Annotated in this window: 12 protein-coding genes; 5 read left to right on the forward strand and 7 right to left on the reverse strand. The window is 64.8% G+C overall.

Annotated features, from left to right (window positions below):
• Positions 1 to 83: 83 nt before the first annotated feature.
• Both CXR43_RS09450 and CXR43_RS09455 read right to left on the reverse strand, forming a co-directional pair.
• Positions 84 to 947 carry an AAA family ATPase gene (locus CXR43_RS09450; RefSeq protein WP_246831368.1) on the reverse strand — a complete coding sequence of 288 codons (864 nt, stop codon included), beginning with the start codon at positions 945 to 947 and terminating at the stop codon, positions 84 to 86.
• A 186-nt stretch (positions 948 to 1133) separates the two neighbouring features.
• Positions 1134 to 3341, reverse strand: a complete 2208-nt coding sequence (locus tag CXR43_RS09455) for a glycosyltransferase family 32 protein (RefSeq protein WP_103333709.1) — start codon at positions 3339 to 3341, stop codon at positions 1134 to 1136.
• Between the two features lie 203 nt (positions 3342 to 3544).
• On the opposite strand from CXR43_RS09455, the gene CXR43_RS09460 reads away from it, so the two are divergent.
• Both CXR43_RS09460 and CXR43_RS09465 read left to right on the forward strand, forming a co-directional pair.
• Positions 3545 to 5782 carry a glycosyltransferase family 2 protein gene (locus CXR43_RS09460; RefSeq protein ID WP_246831327.1) on the forward strand — a complete coding sequence of 746 codons (2238 nt, stop codon included), beginning with the start codon at positions 3545 to 3547 and terminating at the stop codon, positions 5780 to 5782.
• A 150-nt stretch (positions 5783 to 5932) separates the two neighbouring features.
• On the forward strand, positions 5933 to 6955 hold the full coding sequence (locus CXR43_RS09465) for a phosphoadenosine phosphosulfate reductase (protein ID WP_246831328.1): 1023 nt from the start codon (positions 5933 to 5935) through the stop codon (positions 6953 to 6955).
• 34 nt (positions 6956 to 6989) lie between these two features.
• On the opposite strand, the gene CXR43_RS09470 is transcribed toward CXR43_RS09465, so the two are convergent.
• Both CXR43_RS09470 and CXR43_RS09475 read right to left on the reverse strand, forming a co-directional pair.
• Positions 6990 to 7394 carry a lysozyme inhibitor LprI family protein gene (locus CXR43_RS09470; RefSeq protein WP_103333711.1) on the reverse strand — a complete coding sequence of 135 codons (405 nt, stop codon included), beginning with the start codon at positions 7392 to 7394 and terminating at the stop codon, positions 6990 to 6992.
• A gap of 69 nt (positions 7395 to 7463) precedes the next feature.
• Positions 7464 to 7919 carry a hypothetical protein gene (locus tag CXR43_RS09475; protein ID WP_103333712.1) on the reverse strand — a complete coding sequence of 152 codons (456 nt, stop codon included), beginning with the start codon at positions 7917 to 7919 and terminating at the stop codon, positions 7464 to 7466.
• A gap of 85 nt (positions 7920 to 8004) precedes the next feature.
• Between CXR43_RS09475 and moaA the strand changes: the two genes are divergently transcribed.
• The 3 genes from moaA to CXR43_RS09490 all read left to right on the forward strand — a co-directional run bounded on the left by moaA (position 8005) and on the right by CXR43_RS09490 (position 11488).
• Positions 8005 to 9015, forward strand: coding sequence for a GTP 3',8-cyclase MoaA (gene moaA, locus CXR43_RS09480; protein ID WP_103333713.1), 1011 nt, complete (start codon positions 8005 to 8007; stop codon positions 9013 to 9015).
• A gap of 84 nt (positions 9016 to 9099) precedes the next feature.
• Positions 9100 to 10473 carry a cytochrome ubiquinol oxidase subunit I gene (locus tag CXR43_RS09485; RefSeq protein WP_103333714.1) on the forward strand — a complete coding sequence of 458 codons (1374 nt, stop codon included), beginning with the start codon at positions 9100 to 9102 and terminating at the stop codon, positions 10471 to 10473.
• Between the two features lie 4 nt (positions 10474 to 10477).
• Positions 10478 to 11488 (forward strand): cytochrome d ubiquinol oxidase subunit II, encoded by a 1011-nt coding sequence (locus CXR43_RS09490; RefSeq protein ID WP_103333715.1) that lies wholly within the window; start codon positions 10478 to 10480, stop codon positions 11486 to 11488.
• 79 nt (positions 11489 to 11567) lie between these two features.
• Here the strand turns inward: CXR43_RS09490 and CXR43_RS09495 are convergent, their stop codons facing one another.
• The 3 genes from CXR43_RS09495 to argE all read right to left on the reverse strand — a co-directional run bounded on the left by CXR43_RS09495 (position 11568) and on the right by argE (position 15331).
• The gene (locus CXR43_RS09495) at positions 11568 to 12734 is read right to left on the reverse strand and encodes a M20 aminoacylase family protein (RefSeq protein WP_103334162.1); all 1167 of its coding nucleotides are present in this window, start codon (positions 12732 to 12734) and stop codon (positions 11568 to 11570) included.
• 102 nt (positions 12735 to 12836) lie between these two features.
• The gene (locus CXR43_RS09500; RefSeq protein ID WP_103333716.1) at positions 12837 to 14174 is read right to left on the reverse strand and encodes an NAD(P)/FAD-dependent oxidoreductase; all 1338 of its coding nucleotides are present in this window, start codon (positions 14172 to 14174) and stop codon (positions 12837 to 12839) included.
• Positions 14171 to 15331: an acetylornithine deacetylase gene (gene argE, locus CXR43_RS09505; RefSeq protein ID WP_103333717.1), complete on the reverse strand. Its 1161-nt coding sequence runs from the start codon at positions 15329 to 15331 to the stop codon at positions 14171 to 14173. Before argE ends, CXR43_RS09500 begins: the two co-directional genes overlap by 4 nt.
• Positions 15332 to 15421: the final 90 nt, after the last annotated feature.

Genomic DNA, 15421 nt, shown 5'->3' on the forward strand with positions numbered 1-15421 from the left:
TGCGACCGGGGGGTTTCACACCCCCCGGACCCCCCGTGGGATATTTAAGAACAGATAATGGGCAAAAGACGGGCTTATGCTCCTCATGCCGGCGCAAGCTCCTTGCGCACCTGGTCGAGCAGGCGCTTGGCTTCGGAGCCTTGGATCTTCTGGATGTCGTCCTGATATTTCAGGATCGCGCCGAGCGTGTCGGCAATCACTTCGGGCGACAGCGCGATCACATCCAGCGCCAGCAGGCATTTGGCCCAGTCGATGGTTTCGGCCACGCCGGGTTTCTTGAACAGATCTTCGCGTCGCAGGCGCTGGACAAAGCCCACGATCTCGCGGCTCAGCGCGTCTTGCGCCTCTGGCGCGCGGGCCTGCAGGATCTGCATCTCGCGGTCGAAGGCGGGATAGTCCACCCAGTGATAGAGACAGCGGCGTTTGAGCGCGTCATGCACCTCGCGTGTGCGGTTCGATGTCAGGATCACGATGGGCGGCTCTGGTGCGCGGATGGTCCCAATCTCGGGGATCGTCACCTGTGCCTCGGACAGGGCCTCCAGCAAGAACGCCTCGAACGGCGCATCGGTGCGGTCGATCTCGTCGATCAGCAAGACCGGTGCGCCACCCGGTTGCGGGCGCATCGCCGCCAGCAGCGGGCGTTCGATCAGGAAGTCTTGGCTGAACAGATCCGCCCGTGCGGGGCTGGTGCCCGTGGCCTCGGCAGCGCGGATCGCCACCATCTGCGCGGCAAAATTCCATTCTGCCACCGCCGAGGCCTGATCAAGCCCCTCGTAGCATTGCAGCCGGATCAACCGCCGCCCCAGGGCCCTGGCCAATGTCTTGGCAATCTCGGTCTTGCCGACCCCGGCCTCGCCTTCCAGAAACAGCGGCCGTCCCAGTTTCAGCGACAAGAACACCACCGTCGCCAGCGCGCGGCTGGCGACATAACTCTGGCTGGACAGCATGGCCTCTGTCGCATCGATCGTGGCCGGAACGGCTGTCACACGGCATCCTCCCTTGGGTTGCGACATGCTGGGCAGAACCCCTGGCGGGGTCAAGCAGGCACGTGCAGGGCTACGACCAAGGCAGTAGTCTGCGCTCGGACTGCTGCCTGTGTCCCATGCGCCTCGCGCGACGTGCGCCCGCAGCCCTTACAGGTTCAGCATGCCCTGCCGGATATAGCGGTGATCGCCCCGCGTCAGCACCCAGCGCCCCACCTTTCGCGCCAGATCCGGGCGGCCGCGGTCCAGCGCGCGTTTGAACAGTTCGCGCTGATAGCGCGCAAAACTGCGGCGGGCGCGCAGGGTGCGGTAGAACTCGGCTTGCGTCAGCGTGCCGTTCAGCGCGGCCAGCGTGATCGGCGCAAGAATGCCCATCTGGTGCAGGCTGGACCCAAGCCGGTGGCCCAGCAAAGGCGTGCGCAGCTTGACGACATTGGCTGCGGTGAACCGGTCGGCATGGGCGGTATCCAGCGGCTCGTAGGGGTCATAGAGCAGGAACACCCGGCCCGCCGCCTGTGCCACCTGCGCCGCATCACCGTAGGGACCCGAAAAATCGCGGCCCCAGGCCGTGTGATAGCGCGTCTCCCAGGGCACCAGCGCCTTGTCCAGCGTGGATTGCGGCGAGATCGCCACCACATCCGCCCCCGGACAGGCGGCGACAAAGGCGCAGGCGGCATAGCCCCCCATCGAGGCCCCATAGAACACCACCCGCTTGAACGGCTGGAAAAATCCCGTGTCGCGCAGGTCGTTGAACTGCTGCCAGACCCAGGGGTCGCGGTACCATGTCCAGCCGTTCGCCATCACCCCCAGCATCGACCAGCCCTGCTTTTCGATGAAGGAAAACCCCCAGGGGCGTCGGTCTTCGCGCTTGCCCATGGCGATATCAAGGTTGTCAAAGGTCACAACCAGCGTGTCTGACCGACCGATGAACAGAAACGAATGGTCCGGACTTTCGCGAAAGAACCCGTCCTGTCCGGCCAGCGTGGTGGCAATCGCCGCCCAGCTGCCCTCTTCGGGTGCTGTCGCTGCCGCCTCCGGTCCGGCGCGGAACAGGGCGCGGGTGATGGTCACCCCCTCCGCCTCGCGCAGGGACAGGGTCTCGCAGCGGCCATAGGCGTTCAAGAGCGGATAGCTGCCAGATCCTTTGCGGATATCGGTCAGCATCCGTGTTTCCGGCTGAAGTGCAGCGTCAAGAACGGGCTGCAGGTACTTGATCTTGTTCACATCGCCAAAACCGGACAGATTGGCGATCACCCCCGCCGGGCGCAGGTCGGCAGGGCTTGCGATACGCCTGATCTTGGCCGAAGGCACGCCCTGCGCTGTCAGGAAATCCACATAGGGCGCCACCCATGGTGACGGCGTGCCCGGCCAGGTACCCTTGTGGTCCAGATCGATCAGATCAATGTCACAGGCCCAGCGATGCCAGGCGGCCAAAGCCACCGATTGCGCATTGCCGCCCACATCGGCAAAGACAGAGACAGCAACCCCGTCAAGCCGGTCGATCAGACCGGCATCAAACACCCGCTTGCCGCGGCCCTTGATCGGCGCGGCCTGCGCTGAAATATCGTGCAATGCCAGAAGTTTATGCAGATAACTTCCCACGGGCGGCACCCCGTGATGGCGCAGTCCCAACTCGCGCTTATTCGAGGCCCAGAGGTGCAGCGCCGTGGTGCGCGGCGTGATCATGCGCTCTGCCACCTCTGCCGGGCGCAGGAATTTCAGCCGGTCGGGAAAGGTAACCGGGTAAAAGGCATCCAGCGGTTGCACCTTGTCTGCCAGCCCCAGCGCATGGGTGAAATGGGTGATCATCATCGGCCCCCAGACGCCCCAGGGCTGCTGGCTGACATGCACCGGATGTCCCGCTGCCGCCGCCGCGCGGTACTCTTCCTGCAGCTTGCCCTTCACAAAGGGCGGGACGGCATGACCATCCGCCGTATAGTCCAGCATCGCCCGCAACAGTGCCCCCTCTGCCGGCAGGCCCAGCACCGCGTTGTTAACCCGCGAGTCACCAGGCAGCTCAAATCCCATCACATGATCATCGTCACAGGTGATGGGCCGAAGGCAGTAGACATCGGTATCCACCCAGATCATGCCGGGATTGCACGCGATCATGTGCAGACGGAACAGGTCGGCAAACAGGGCGTAGCTGTCTTTCTTCTCGTATTTCAGAAAGCTCTCGGTCTCCAGCACCTCGCGCCCGTCGCGCAAGGTGACACCGGCGGGCACATTGGAAATCGGCTCATAGCAGAACAGGGTAATCGGCTGCCCCCGGTCGACAAAGGATTTCAGGCACAGCTGTTCCAGCCAGGACAGGCTGCCGCCAATCCATAAGGTGCCGACCTCCCTGACCCTGCCCATGCCTGACGCCAACCCCAAATCCGACCTGTCCGTGCAGACCGCTCTTTCCCAGTCTGACGATATTACCGCGCTTTGCCAAGCGCGTGCCACGCCGGACCGGCCTTTGCTTTGCCGTGATCGGGCGCCATGCTATGCCACCGGCGACACGCACAGCCGACAGCAGGGGGATAGGCTTGGTCAGCGAGAGGACAAAAGGCGCGACCGTGCTTTGCCGCAGTCTTGGGGCGCGGGATCTGGGCCAGGACGGGCTGACGCGGCTGCTTGACTGCATTCAGCTGCCGGAGGGAAAGGTGATCACCACCTTTGGCACCGGCACGCATCCGGCGGCATTCCTGCCCGATGGGGCAGCGGGCTGCGCCATGCCGCTGGAGCTGCGCGAGGTTTCGGAGGCCGCGCTGGTGGTCACCGCCGGCCCGGGGGCGCTGGCCTTGACCACGGGGGGACGCATCGAGGCAAACCCGGTGCCGGCCGAACCCGGGCTCTTTGCCGGGTTGAACACGATCTTTGGGTTCCGTCTTGACGAGACGCCGGAACAGGTGGCCGAAGGGCTGCGCTACCATGCGCTGCACCACGGTTTGCAGGCGGCCCTCATTGTCTGCCGGACTTCGGATGCTGCGGACTTTGCCTGCGCGTTGCGCCGCAGAGTGGCGGATCTGGCTTTGACCGTGGTCGTGCTGGACAGCCCCCTTCCCCTGGGCAAGCCGGACCAGGGCCCGATGACCCACCCCTGGCATGCGCCCGATGCCCCCGGCAAGGACAGGATGGAGCCGCCGCCCCCCGACCCCTGGCGGTCGGATCTGGCCGAGCAGATCCTGTTCGAACATCTCAAATGGCGGTTCCTGTCGCAGGCCCGGGCGGTGCTGACGCTGGATGTCTGTGATCTGCTGGCCCCGGACGGTCCGAACGCCTTTGACCGCTGTCTGACCGCAAGGCATGGGGTGATCTTGCTGGCAGGCCGGCGCATCTATCCCTGGCGGCTGCGGGCGCAGGGCGAGGCGCGCTTTGGCGACCACATCTGCCGCCAGTTCGACGCACGGCGCGGCATTGCGCGCTGGGGCGTGGCCCCGGCACGCGCGGGCCTGCAAAACACCTGGCGCATGGTGCGGGTGGCCTATGCCAAGCCCGACCCCGCCGAGGTGGTGCCGTTCCTGCGCGCCATGGCGCTTCGCGTGCCGGGGCGGCAGCCGGGCGAGCTTGCGCCGAAAACCTCGCTGATCGAAGATCCTGCCCTGCTGGCCCTGTCGGAGCAGATGTTTCACCACAAGCCGGTGCGCGCGCCCGCCTCTGCCCCGCGCGCCGCCCCGCGCCCGGCCTCCTTGGGCGGACGTACGGCGATTGTCACCACCATGAAGAACGAAGGCCCGTTCATTCTGGAATGGATCGCCTATCACCGCGCCATCGGCGTTGATGACTTCCTGATCTATACCAATGACTGCACCGATGGCACCGATACCATGCTGGATCTGTTGCAGGAAAAAGGCCTGTGCCAGCATCGCCCCAACCCTTGGGTGCCGGGCGGTGCGCTCAAACCGCAGCACGCTGCCTTGCAGGCGGCGGAAAGCGAACCCGTGATGCAGAATTGCGGCTGGGGCATCTGCATGGATGTGGATGAATTCATCAACATCAAGCTGGGCGACGGCACGCTGCGGGCGCTTTATGCCGCGATGGGCGACGCCAATATGATCAGTCTGACCTGGCGGCTGTTCGGCAATGCCGATGTGGCGCGCTATGAAGACCGCTTCATGCTGGACCAGTTCACCGCCTGCGCGCCGCAGGTGATCCGCAAACCGCATCAGGCCTGGGGCTTCAAGACGCTGTTTCGCAACATCGACATCTACAAGAAACTGGGCGTGCACCGGCCCAAGGGGCTGCGTCCGGACCTGTGGGATCAGGTGAAATGGCTCAACGGCTCGGGCCAGCCGATGCCCAAGGAGCTGTTCCGCAACGGCTGGCGATCGACGCTGGAGACCTATGGGTATGATTGGGTGCAGCTCAACCATTATGCGGTCCGCTCGGCACAGAGCTTTCTGGTCAAGCGTGACCGGGGCCGGGTCAACCATGTCGACCGCGATCAGGGGCTGAACTACTGGTTCCGGATGAATCACAATGCAGAGCGCGACACCTCCCTCCAACGGATGATCCCTGCCTTGCGGGCCGAATATGACCGGCTGCTGGCCGACCCGCAGATCCGGGCGGCGCATGACCATTCGGTCGCCTGTCACCGCGCCAAGATCGACGAACTGCTCCAGACCGACACCTACAGCCGCTTGTACACCGAGCTGACGGGCGCGCGCATGCAAAGCCTGTGCCGGATGCAGCATCACTTCGGCTCTGCCGTCTTTGCCGCCGGGCCAGAGGTGATTCCGCATGATCTGCACCTGCGCGATCTGCCGCCGGGGTTCTTCTTCACCGTTGATCCCGCCGGGGCGGTCGAGCCCTAGCAGCGGTCTCCGGCACGGTCCCGGTGCCGGAGATAAAACCCTTGACGCAGCGATTGGATTTGCCTCAAATCGGCCAAAGTCGACGTGTAGATTTTGTGTAACCAGTAAAGTTCGGTGCAATCTTTGCTTGCACCGTGAACGGAGAGTATCATGTCGGAACGGCTCCCCCCGCTGATTTTGGCGGTTGTAGCATCACAGGCGTCAACCGGCGTGCAACCCCAGACCCCCCAAGAAACCGTGACCCCCATTGATGCCACCCCACCCGACAGCCGTGCCGCCTGGCTGTCGCTGATGGACCGGATCGGCGAGGATGCGGGGTATTTCATCGCGCTTGGTACCCGGCACTGGGCATTTTTCATCGATGAGGCCCCGACCCTGCTGGTCACCTTTGAACAGGCCGCAGATATCATGTCCCGGCCCGGCCAGATGCCGCTGGGCTATGATATTGCAAAGCAGAATGGCTGGTCGCACCTGTGCCTGATTGCCGATGGCGACACCTTCTATCGCGACCCGCGGGTCTATGGCTTTTTCGACCGGCTGGTCGATGATGCGTTTTTTGAAGATTTCGATTCCGTGCTTTTCATGGGATCTGGCGCGCAGGGCTATGCAGCGGCGGCGTTTTCTGTCGCAGCCCCAGGTGCTTCGGTCATCGCGATGAGCCCGCGCGCCACATTGCGGCCGGAAAAGGCGGGCTGGGACAAGCGCGCGGTGCAGGCGCGCAAGCTGGATTTCACCAGCCGCTATGGCTATGCGCCCGACATGGTTGACGGGGCCAAGCATGTCTACATCCTCTACGACCCCGAGGTGATGGAAGATGCGATGCATGCGGCGCTGTTTGAGGGCAGCCATGTGACCCATCTGCGCTGCCCCCGGCTTGGCAGCCGGCTGGATGCGGCGCTGGCCCATATGCAGATTGTCGTGCCGCTGGCACAAGCGGCCATGGCCGGAACCCTGACCCGCAACCGCTTTGCCCGGTTGTGGCGCGGCCGGCGCAACTTTGGCCCCTATCTGCGGGTTCTGCTGATGCAGGCGCAGACCGCAGGCCGCACCGAGCTGGAGAAGATGATCTGCAAGAATGTGACCGCGCGCCTGAACGCGCCGCGCTTTCGCAAGCGTCTGGCCGATATTCTGGCGGCCGAGGTTGCAAAAACGCTCAAGGACGGGGCCCCCTGAGGCCCCCGGCCTAATGGCTGCGCCTCAGGTTTCGTCAGCCCTCCATACCTGCGGCCAGGGTCCACAGATCCTGCGCTCGCACTTGCGTCAGCCGCGCCTTGCAGCCCAGCACCAGCATCGGCTCCCCCGAGCCGCCGCGCATCTGGAATCCTTCTGCCGCGCAGGCATTGTCACGAAAACTGATCCAGGCCCGCTGCCCATCGCGCAGGGCAAGCTCTGCCCCTTGCTGGTCGGGGGACAATCCGCTGTCGATCTGGCGCATCTGGTCGCGGGCCTGCCCATAGGCGGCATTCAGATCCGCGTCCGCCGCCTCGAACGCCCTGCCGAGACAGGCGTTGATCTCCCTCTGCGTCATGGCGTTGCTGCAATCCAGCGTCTGCGCCTGCGCGGCACCGGCAAGCCCCGCGCCCAGCACCAAAACCCATCCCGACATCCGCATCCCGACCTCCTCACCTGACGTGGTATCAGGATGGAGCCTGCGTCTCGGACTGGCCAGCCCTAAATCGGTTCAATTGGCGAAAACGGTGACCTCTGGCAGCGCGGTCAGCGGCAGGCCAAGCGCGACATAGGCGGCAAGGGACAGTTGCGCCGCCCCCTGCCCCGGCAACAGATCGACCGCAACCGACTGGCCCGAGGCGGTGACCACCCGGCCCTTGCCCGCCGCCGTGACCAATGCCGAGCGCAGCCAGATGCCCGGTTCCGCCGGCCCGCCCAGGCTGACAGACACCGTGCCAAGCGCGCGTTCGCCACTGGCGGCGGGCGCGGCGAGGGCGGCCTGCTTTTCCTCCTCGGTGGTGGTGTCCAGCGTGGCAGCGGTCGCGCCCGCGCCCAGCACGGGCGGCGGTGCGGTCACCGCCGGAGCGGCGGCGGCAGGAGCCGGCGTTGCCCGGGTCGTGATACGGTCAATCGCCGCACATCCGGACAGGGCAGACAGGGCAAGGCTCAGGAGGATGATCTTTTGCATGATCAGACCTTAGTCTGCCCCGTCGCCGCCCGCAATGGCCCGATCACCGCTTGTCAGCGCATCGGCGGGGTCTTACCTTCGGCATATGGACAAGACAGCACCCTTGATCGACCCTTTTGCCCGCGCAATCACCTATCTGCGGGTCTCGGTCACCGATCGCTGCGATTTCCGCTGTGTTTACTGCATGGCCGAGAACATGACTTTCCTGCCGAAGGCCGACCTGCTGACGCTGGAAGAACTGGACAGGATGTGCACCACCTTTGTTCGTCTGGGCGTGGAAAAGCTGCGCATCACCGGCGGCGAGCCTTTGGTGCGCAAGGGCATCATGACCTTCTTTCGCGCCATGTCCCGGCACCTGGACTCGGGGGCGCTGAAAGAGCTGACGCTGACCACCAATGGCAGCCAGCTTGCAAAACATGCCGCGGATCTGGCGGCTTGCGGGGTCCGGCGGATCAACGTGTCACTCGACACGCTGGACCCAGAGAAATTCGCGCAGATCACCCGTTGGGGCCGTTTGCCGCAGGTGCTGGACGGGATTGCGGCGGCACAGGCGGCGGGGCTGCGCGTCAAGATCAACGCGGTGGCGCTGAAGGGGTTCAATGAGGATGAACAGTTCAGCATCACCCAATGGTGCGCCGACAATGGCCATGACCTGACCTGGATCGAGGTCATGCCGATGGGCGATCTGGGCAATGAAAACCGGCTGGACCAGTATTGGAGCCTCAGGGATCTGCGCGCCCGCTATGCAGACCGCTTCACCCTGACCGATCTGACAGAGCGGTCGGGCGGGCCTGCGCGCTATGTGCGGCTGGAGGACACCGGGCAGAAAATTGGCTTCATCACGCCTCTGACCCATAATTTCTGCGAAAGCTGCAACCGGGTGCGGCTGACCTGCACCGGCGAGCTCTATATGTGCCTTGGTCAGGAAGACATGGCCGACCTGCGCGCGCCGCTGCGGGCCAGTGCAGACGATGAGGCGTTGGCCACCGCCATCCGCGCCGCCATCCGCCACAAGCCAAAGGGCCATGATTTCGACTACAGCCATACCGGCGTGGCCGGGCAGATGACGCGCCACATGAGCCATACCGGCGGCTGACCCCCATGCCGTGACCGCTGGTCGCACCGGGTTCCCGAACCTGCTGGCGCCCCCTAGATTGGGCGCAACAGCAAAGGTGTATTGATGGACACGTTCCTCCTCTCGCGCATCCAGTTCGCGGCGAATATCAGCTTTCACATCCTGTTTCCGACGATCACGATTGCGCTCGGCTGGGTGCTTTTGGTCTTCCGCTACCGCTATGCCCGCACCGGGCTGGCGAAGTGGATGGAGGCCTATATGTTCTGGGTCAAGGTCTTCGCCCTGTCCTTCGCGCTTGGCGTGGTCTCGGGCATCACCATGTCCTTCCAGTTCGGCACCAACTGGCCGGGGTTCATGGAAGCGGTCGGCAATGTGGCGGGCCCGCTGCTTGCCTATGAGATCATGACCGCGTTTTTCCTTGAGGCGGTGTTCCTTGGGATCATGCTGTTTGGCGCGCGCCGGGTGCCGCCTTGGCTGCATATTCTGGCGACATTCCTTGTGGCCTTTGGCACCACGATGAGCGCCTTCTGGATCCTGGTGCTGAATTCCTGGATGCACACGCCCCAGGGCTATGAATTGCGCGACGGTATCGTGCACGCAACCGACTGGTTTGCCATCATCTTCAACCCGTCGATGCCCTACCGGCTGGGCCATATGCTGCTGGCCTCGGGCCTGACCGTGGCCTTCCTGATCGCGGGTATCGCAGCCTTCCGCCGCTTGATCGGCGACCGGGAGGAGTCGACCCTGACCCAGCTGCGCTTTGGCCTGATCCTTGGGGCCATGCTGATCCCGGCGCAGATCCTGATGGGCGACTTGCATGGTCTGAACACGCTGGACCATCAGCCGGCCAAGGTGGCGGCGATGGAGGGCAACTGGGAAACCGGGCCGAATGTGCCGCTGCTGCTGTTTGCCATCCCCGATGAGGCGGCGCGCACCAACCATGCCGAGATTGCCATTCCAAGCGGCGCAAGCCTGATCCTGAAGCATTCCGCTGATGGTGTGGTGCCGGGACTGAACGACTTCGTGGCCGAGGATGGCACGGTGATGCACCCGCCCGTGGCCCCTGTGTTCTGGGGCTTCCGGGTGATGGTCGGCACCGGCATGGCGATGCTGGCCCTGTCATGGGCAGGTGCCCTGCTGCTGTGGCGGCGCGGAGCAGATGCCCTGCCCCGGCCCTTCCTCTTTGCGACCACCGGCATGGCCTTTTCCGGCTGGCTGGCGACGTTGGCGGGCTGGTATGTCACCGAGATCGGCCGCCAGCCCTGGCTGGTGACCGGGGTGCTGACGACCGAGGCCGCGGTGGGCGATGTCGCCGCCCCGATGGTGATGGCCACCCTGATGACCTATCTGGCCGTCTATCTGGCGCTGATGATCGCCTATATCGGCGTGATCTTCCATCTGGCCAAGCGCGCCGCAGCGGGCAAGCGCCCGACCCGCGAAGAACCGCGCGACGCCCCCATCCCTGTCCCGGCGGAGTAGGACCATGACGCTTGATGCCACCACCCTGCCGGTGATCTTTGCCGCCCTGATGGGGCTGTCGATCCTGCTGTATGTCATTCTTGACGGCTTTGATCTGGGCGTCGGCCTGCTGTTTCCGCTGGCCACGCCAGAGGAGCGGGACCGGATGATCGCGTCCATCGGGCCGTTCTGGGATGCGAATGAAACCTGGCTGGTGCTGGCCATCGGTATTCTGCTGGTGGCCTTTCCGACCGCGCATGGCACGATCCTGACCGCGCTGTACTTGCCGGTGGCCGTCATGCTGGTGGGGCTGATCCTGCGCGGTGTGGCCTTCGAGTTCCGCGCCAAGGCCCCGCTGGCGCACAAGCAATCCTGGGACCGGGCGTTCTTTTGCGGCAGCCTGATGACCTCGGGCGCGCAGGGGTTCATGCTGGGGATGTATGTGATGGGCTTGGACTGGACGCTGTTCCATGTGGCGTTTGCCGCCCTGACCGCCGGCGCGCTGACCGTGGCCTACAGCTTTATCGGTGCGGCCTGGCTCATCCTGAAAACCGATGAGGCCTTGCAGATCAAGGCGGTGGCCTGGGCGCGCGGCGGCATCTGGGGCATGGCACTGGGGCTTGGGGCGGTATCGCTGGCCACGCCTTTCGTCAGCACCAGGATTTTTGAGCGGTGGTTCAGCTTTCCCGAAGTGGTCCTGCTGGCCCCGCTGCCGCTGATGTCGGTCGCGCTGATCGTGCTGCTCTGGCTCTCACTGCGCCATCTGCCCAGCAAGGGCGACCATTTCGCCTGGTTCCCCTTTGCCGGGGCCACAACGCTGATGGTGCTTGGGTTTTTCGGCATGGGCTACAGCTTCTACCCCTTCATCGTGCCGGAACAGCTCACGATCTATGAGGCGGCGTCCAGCCCTGAGAGCCTGAAGATCATTCTTGTGGGTGCCCTGTTCGTGCTGCCGATGATCATTGGCTACACGGTGCTGTCCTACACCGTGTTCCGGGGCAAGGCGACCAACCTCAGCTATGACTGGGACCGTTGAGGGGGGCTGTCTGCCCCCCGCGCGTGCCGCGCCCCCCCGAGGATATTTGTGAACAGATAATACGCGGAGGCGGTCAAGGTCAGGCGGCAGGCATCCGGGCCTCGACCATGCCGGCATACCAGCTTGAGCCGAAGGGGATGGCATTGTCGTCGAAGTTGTAGGCGGGGTGGTGCACCATCGCGGTATCGCCATTGCCAAGGAAGATATAGGCGCCGGGCCGCGCGTTCAGCATGAAGCTGAAATCCTCCGCCCCCATCAGGGGGGGCGTGTTGTCATCGACCTGCCCCGAGACGGCTTGCGCAACGGCCACGGCGTGGCGGGTGTTGTCTTCGGCATTCACGGTGACCGGATAGCCGCGCTGATAGTTTACCTCAGCCTTGCCCCCGAGCGCGATGGCGGTGCCTTGCGCGATCTCGGAAATGCGGCGCTCGACATAATCCTGCACCGACGGGTCCATGGTGCGGACGGTGCCTTTGAGCTTTACCACCTGCGGGATCACGTTATGCGCGGTGGAATCGGTCTGCACGGTGCAGACGCTGACCACCACCTGTTTCATCGGATCGACCCCGCGCGCGGCGATGGTCTGCAGCGCCACAATGATATGGGCAGAGATCACCGTGGTGTCGATGCAGTCATGCGGTTTGGCGGCATGGCCGCCCTTGCCGGTGACGGTGATTTCGAACTGATCCGCCGCCGCCATGATGGCCCCCGGACGGATGGCAAAGGTGCCAAGCGGAATGCCGGGCATGTTGTGCATGCCATAGACTTCCTGCACGCCGAACCGGTCCATCATGCCATCATCGACCATCTCGCGCCCGCCGCCGCCGCCTTCCTCTGCCGGCTGGAAGATCACCACGGCGCGGCCGTCGAAATTCCGCGTCTCGGCCAGATATTTGGCCGCCCCCAGCAGCATCGCCGTGTGGCCGTCATGGCCGCAGGCATGCATCACGCCCGGCGTGGTGGAGGCATAGTCGACCCCGGTCTGTTCATGGATCGGCAGAGCGTCCATATCGGCGCGCAACCCGATGACGCGGCCGGATGTATCGGTCTTGCCATGGATCACGCCCACCACCCCGGTGCGGCCGATGCCGGTCACCACCTCGTCACAACCAAAATCGCGGAGCAGGTCGGCCACTTTGGCCGCCGTGCGGTGCACCTCGAACAACAGTTCCGGATGGGTGTGAAAGTCACGCCGCCATTGGGTGATTTCGGGCAGCATCTCGGCGAAGCGGTTCTTGACGGGCATCATGGCCTCCTCTGGGTCAGGGTGGCGGAATGGTGGGCCGGAATGCCGCCCCCTTCAAGGGGGTCAGCGCCGCATCCTGATCTTTTGATCAAAAATAAGGCATCAGGCCAGGGCCGGCCCCACCTCGGGGGCCGTGCCATCGCTGAAGCGCGACAGGCGGAACCGGCGCAGATCATGGCCGGTTGGCCGGCCCATCACCAGATCGGCCATCACGCGTCCGAGGCCGGGGCCAATGCCAAAACCATGGCCGCACATGCCGGTGGCGATAGAGAGGCCGGGGATCGGCGCGTGATCCACCACCGGCACCACATCGGGCATGGTGTCGATCATGCCGGCCCATGCGGTCTTGATCTTCGGGCGGCCCAGCGCAGGAAAAGCGGCGGCAAAGCGATCCTGCACGCGGGACAGGGTGGTGCGGTTCGGGGCCGGGTTCAAAATGCGCATCGCCTCGAAGGGGCTGGGGCCATCGCCCCAACGGCGCTTGGTGCCCCATGCGTCGGGAAAGCCCTTGGGCGCGACCGGGCGGAAATGGGTGGAGCGGAAATCCTGTTTCAGAACCGGCAGATAAGGCGCGACGCTGCGAAACGCATCCGGCCCGATGAAAAAGTCATGCTCGGACCCCGGCGCGATGCTGTAGCCGCCATCCATCCGGCGGCGAAAGGCGAAATGATCATCCGCCGCCGCCCCGGGAAAGATCTCCGCCATCGGTTCGGTCTGCGCAACGCTTGCCAGCACCGACAGTTGCGGAATGTCCACCCCATGCGCCGCCAGAAACAGCCGTGACCAGGCACCACCCGCCACCACCACGCGCGACGCGCGCACTAGGCCCTGTTCGGTCACCACCCCGGCCACCGCCCCGGCCTGCAGATCAAGGCTGCGCACCGCACACTGCTCGACCACGCACACCCCCGCCTGAACCGCGAGATCCGCCAGCAGCGGGACCGCGACAAAGGGTTCGGCCCGCGCGTCAGAAGGCGTGATCATCCCGCCCTTCCATCCGGCCGAGGTGCCAAGCAGCGCCGCAATCTCGGCCCGGCTCATCAGACGGGTGTCGACGCCATTGGCCTGCGCCTGCGGCAGGAAGTCGGCGTATTTTGCAAGCGCGGCCTCGGTATTGGCCAGATAGACCACCCCGGTCTGGCGGAACCCCAGCGCAGCGCCGAAGGTCTGCGCAAAGCCTTGCCACAGGCGCATGGCCTCGACCACGATCGGCAATTCGTCCTTGTCGCGGCCCTGCTGGCGGATCCAGCCCCAGTTGCGGCTGCTTTGCTCGCCCGCAATCCGGCCCTTTTCGCACAGGACCACCTTTTGCCCGGCCTGCGCCAGATAATAGGCGGTCATCACCCCGATGATGCCGCCGCCCAGCACCACCACATCCGCCGCCTGCGGCAGTGGGCCGGGAAAACGGATCGGGCTTTGCAAGCTGATCGGAAAGGTCATGCCAGATCCGCCAGCAGTTTCTCCATGAACGCCTGCCCCGCCTGAAATTCGGCGATCTCCAGATATTCATCGGCCTGATGCGCCTGCGCGATATCACCGGGGCCGCACACCAGGCTGGAAATGCCCGCTGCCTGAAAATGCCCGGCTTCGGTGCCATAGCTGACCACATGGGTGGCATTGTCGCCGGTCAATCGGCGCACCAGGGCCTCGGCCTCGCCATCCGCTTCGGGCACCAGAGGCGGCACGTCGAAGAAGCGTTCAAGCACCACATCCGCCTCTGGCCGCACCGCCTGCATGGCGCTGCGCAGGGCCGCCACCTCGGCCTCGAAGGCCTGACACCAGTCTTCCGGCGCCTCGCCGGGCACGACGCGGAATTCCATCACATAGCGGCAGTCGGCGGCGGTGATGTTATGCGCGGTTCCGCCCGAAATCATGCCGGTGTGCAGCGTGGTGAAGGGCGGGTCGAACAGCGCCGCCACGGCCGATGCGGGCTTGGCCGCATTCTCGGCATTGCGGTCATTGGCCCACATGATCAGCCGCGCCGCCTCCATGATCGCGCTGACACCTTGGGGCAGCAGCGACGAATGCACCTCGAACCCGCGCAGATGCACGCGGTAACCGGCCCCGCCCTTGTGGCCGTTGACCGCCTTCATCCGGCTGGGTTCGCCGATGATGGCAAGCGCGGCCTTGGGATATTCGGATTGCAACGCCGCAATCAGCGGCGGCGCGCCCATGCAGCCGATCTCCTCGTCATAAGACAGCGCAATCTGCAACGGGCGGCGCAGCCCGCGCCGGTGCGCCTCCGCCAAGGCCCAGATGGCAAGCGCGTCAAACCCCTTCATGTCGCAGGTGCCGCGCCCGTAAAGCCGCCCGTCCCGTTCTGTCACCACCCAAGGGTCCGACGTCCAGGCCTGCCCGTCCACCGGCACCACATCGGTGTGGCCCGACAGAATCACCCCGCCCGGCACCAGGGGACCGGCATGGGCAAACAGCCCGGCCTTGGTCCGGTCCTCGTTCCAGTGCCGGTGTGCGGTGATGCCCTGACTGGCCAGATAGCCCTCGACCCAGTCAACCAGCGGCAGGTTGGTATCCCGGCTGACGGTCGGAAAACTGACAAGTTGGTCAAGGATCTGGCGGGCGGAAAGCGGGTTTGTCATCGGTCTGTCCTTGATGCGTTCGCGTCGAAGGTGCGCCGCTTAAACAGGCAAGGTCAAGCCCGGACCCGCTGCCGCAAGGGCATGGCAAAC

Source organism: Pseudotabrizicola formosa (assembly GCF_002900965.1).
Classification (GTDB): Bacteria; Pseudomonadota; Alphaproteobacteria; order Rhodobacterales; family Rhodobacteraceae; genus Pseudotabrizicola; species Pseudotabrizicola formosa.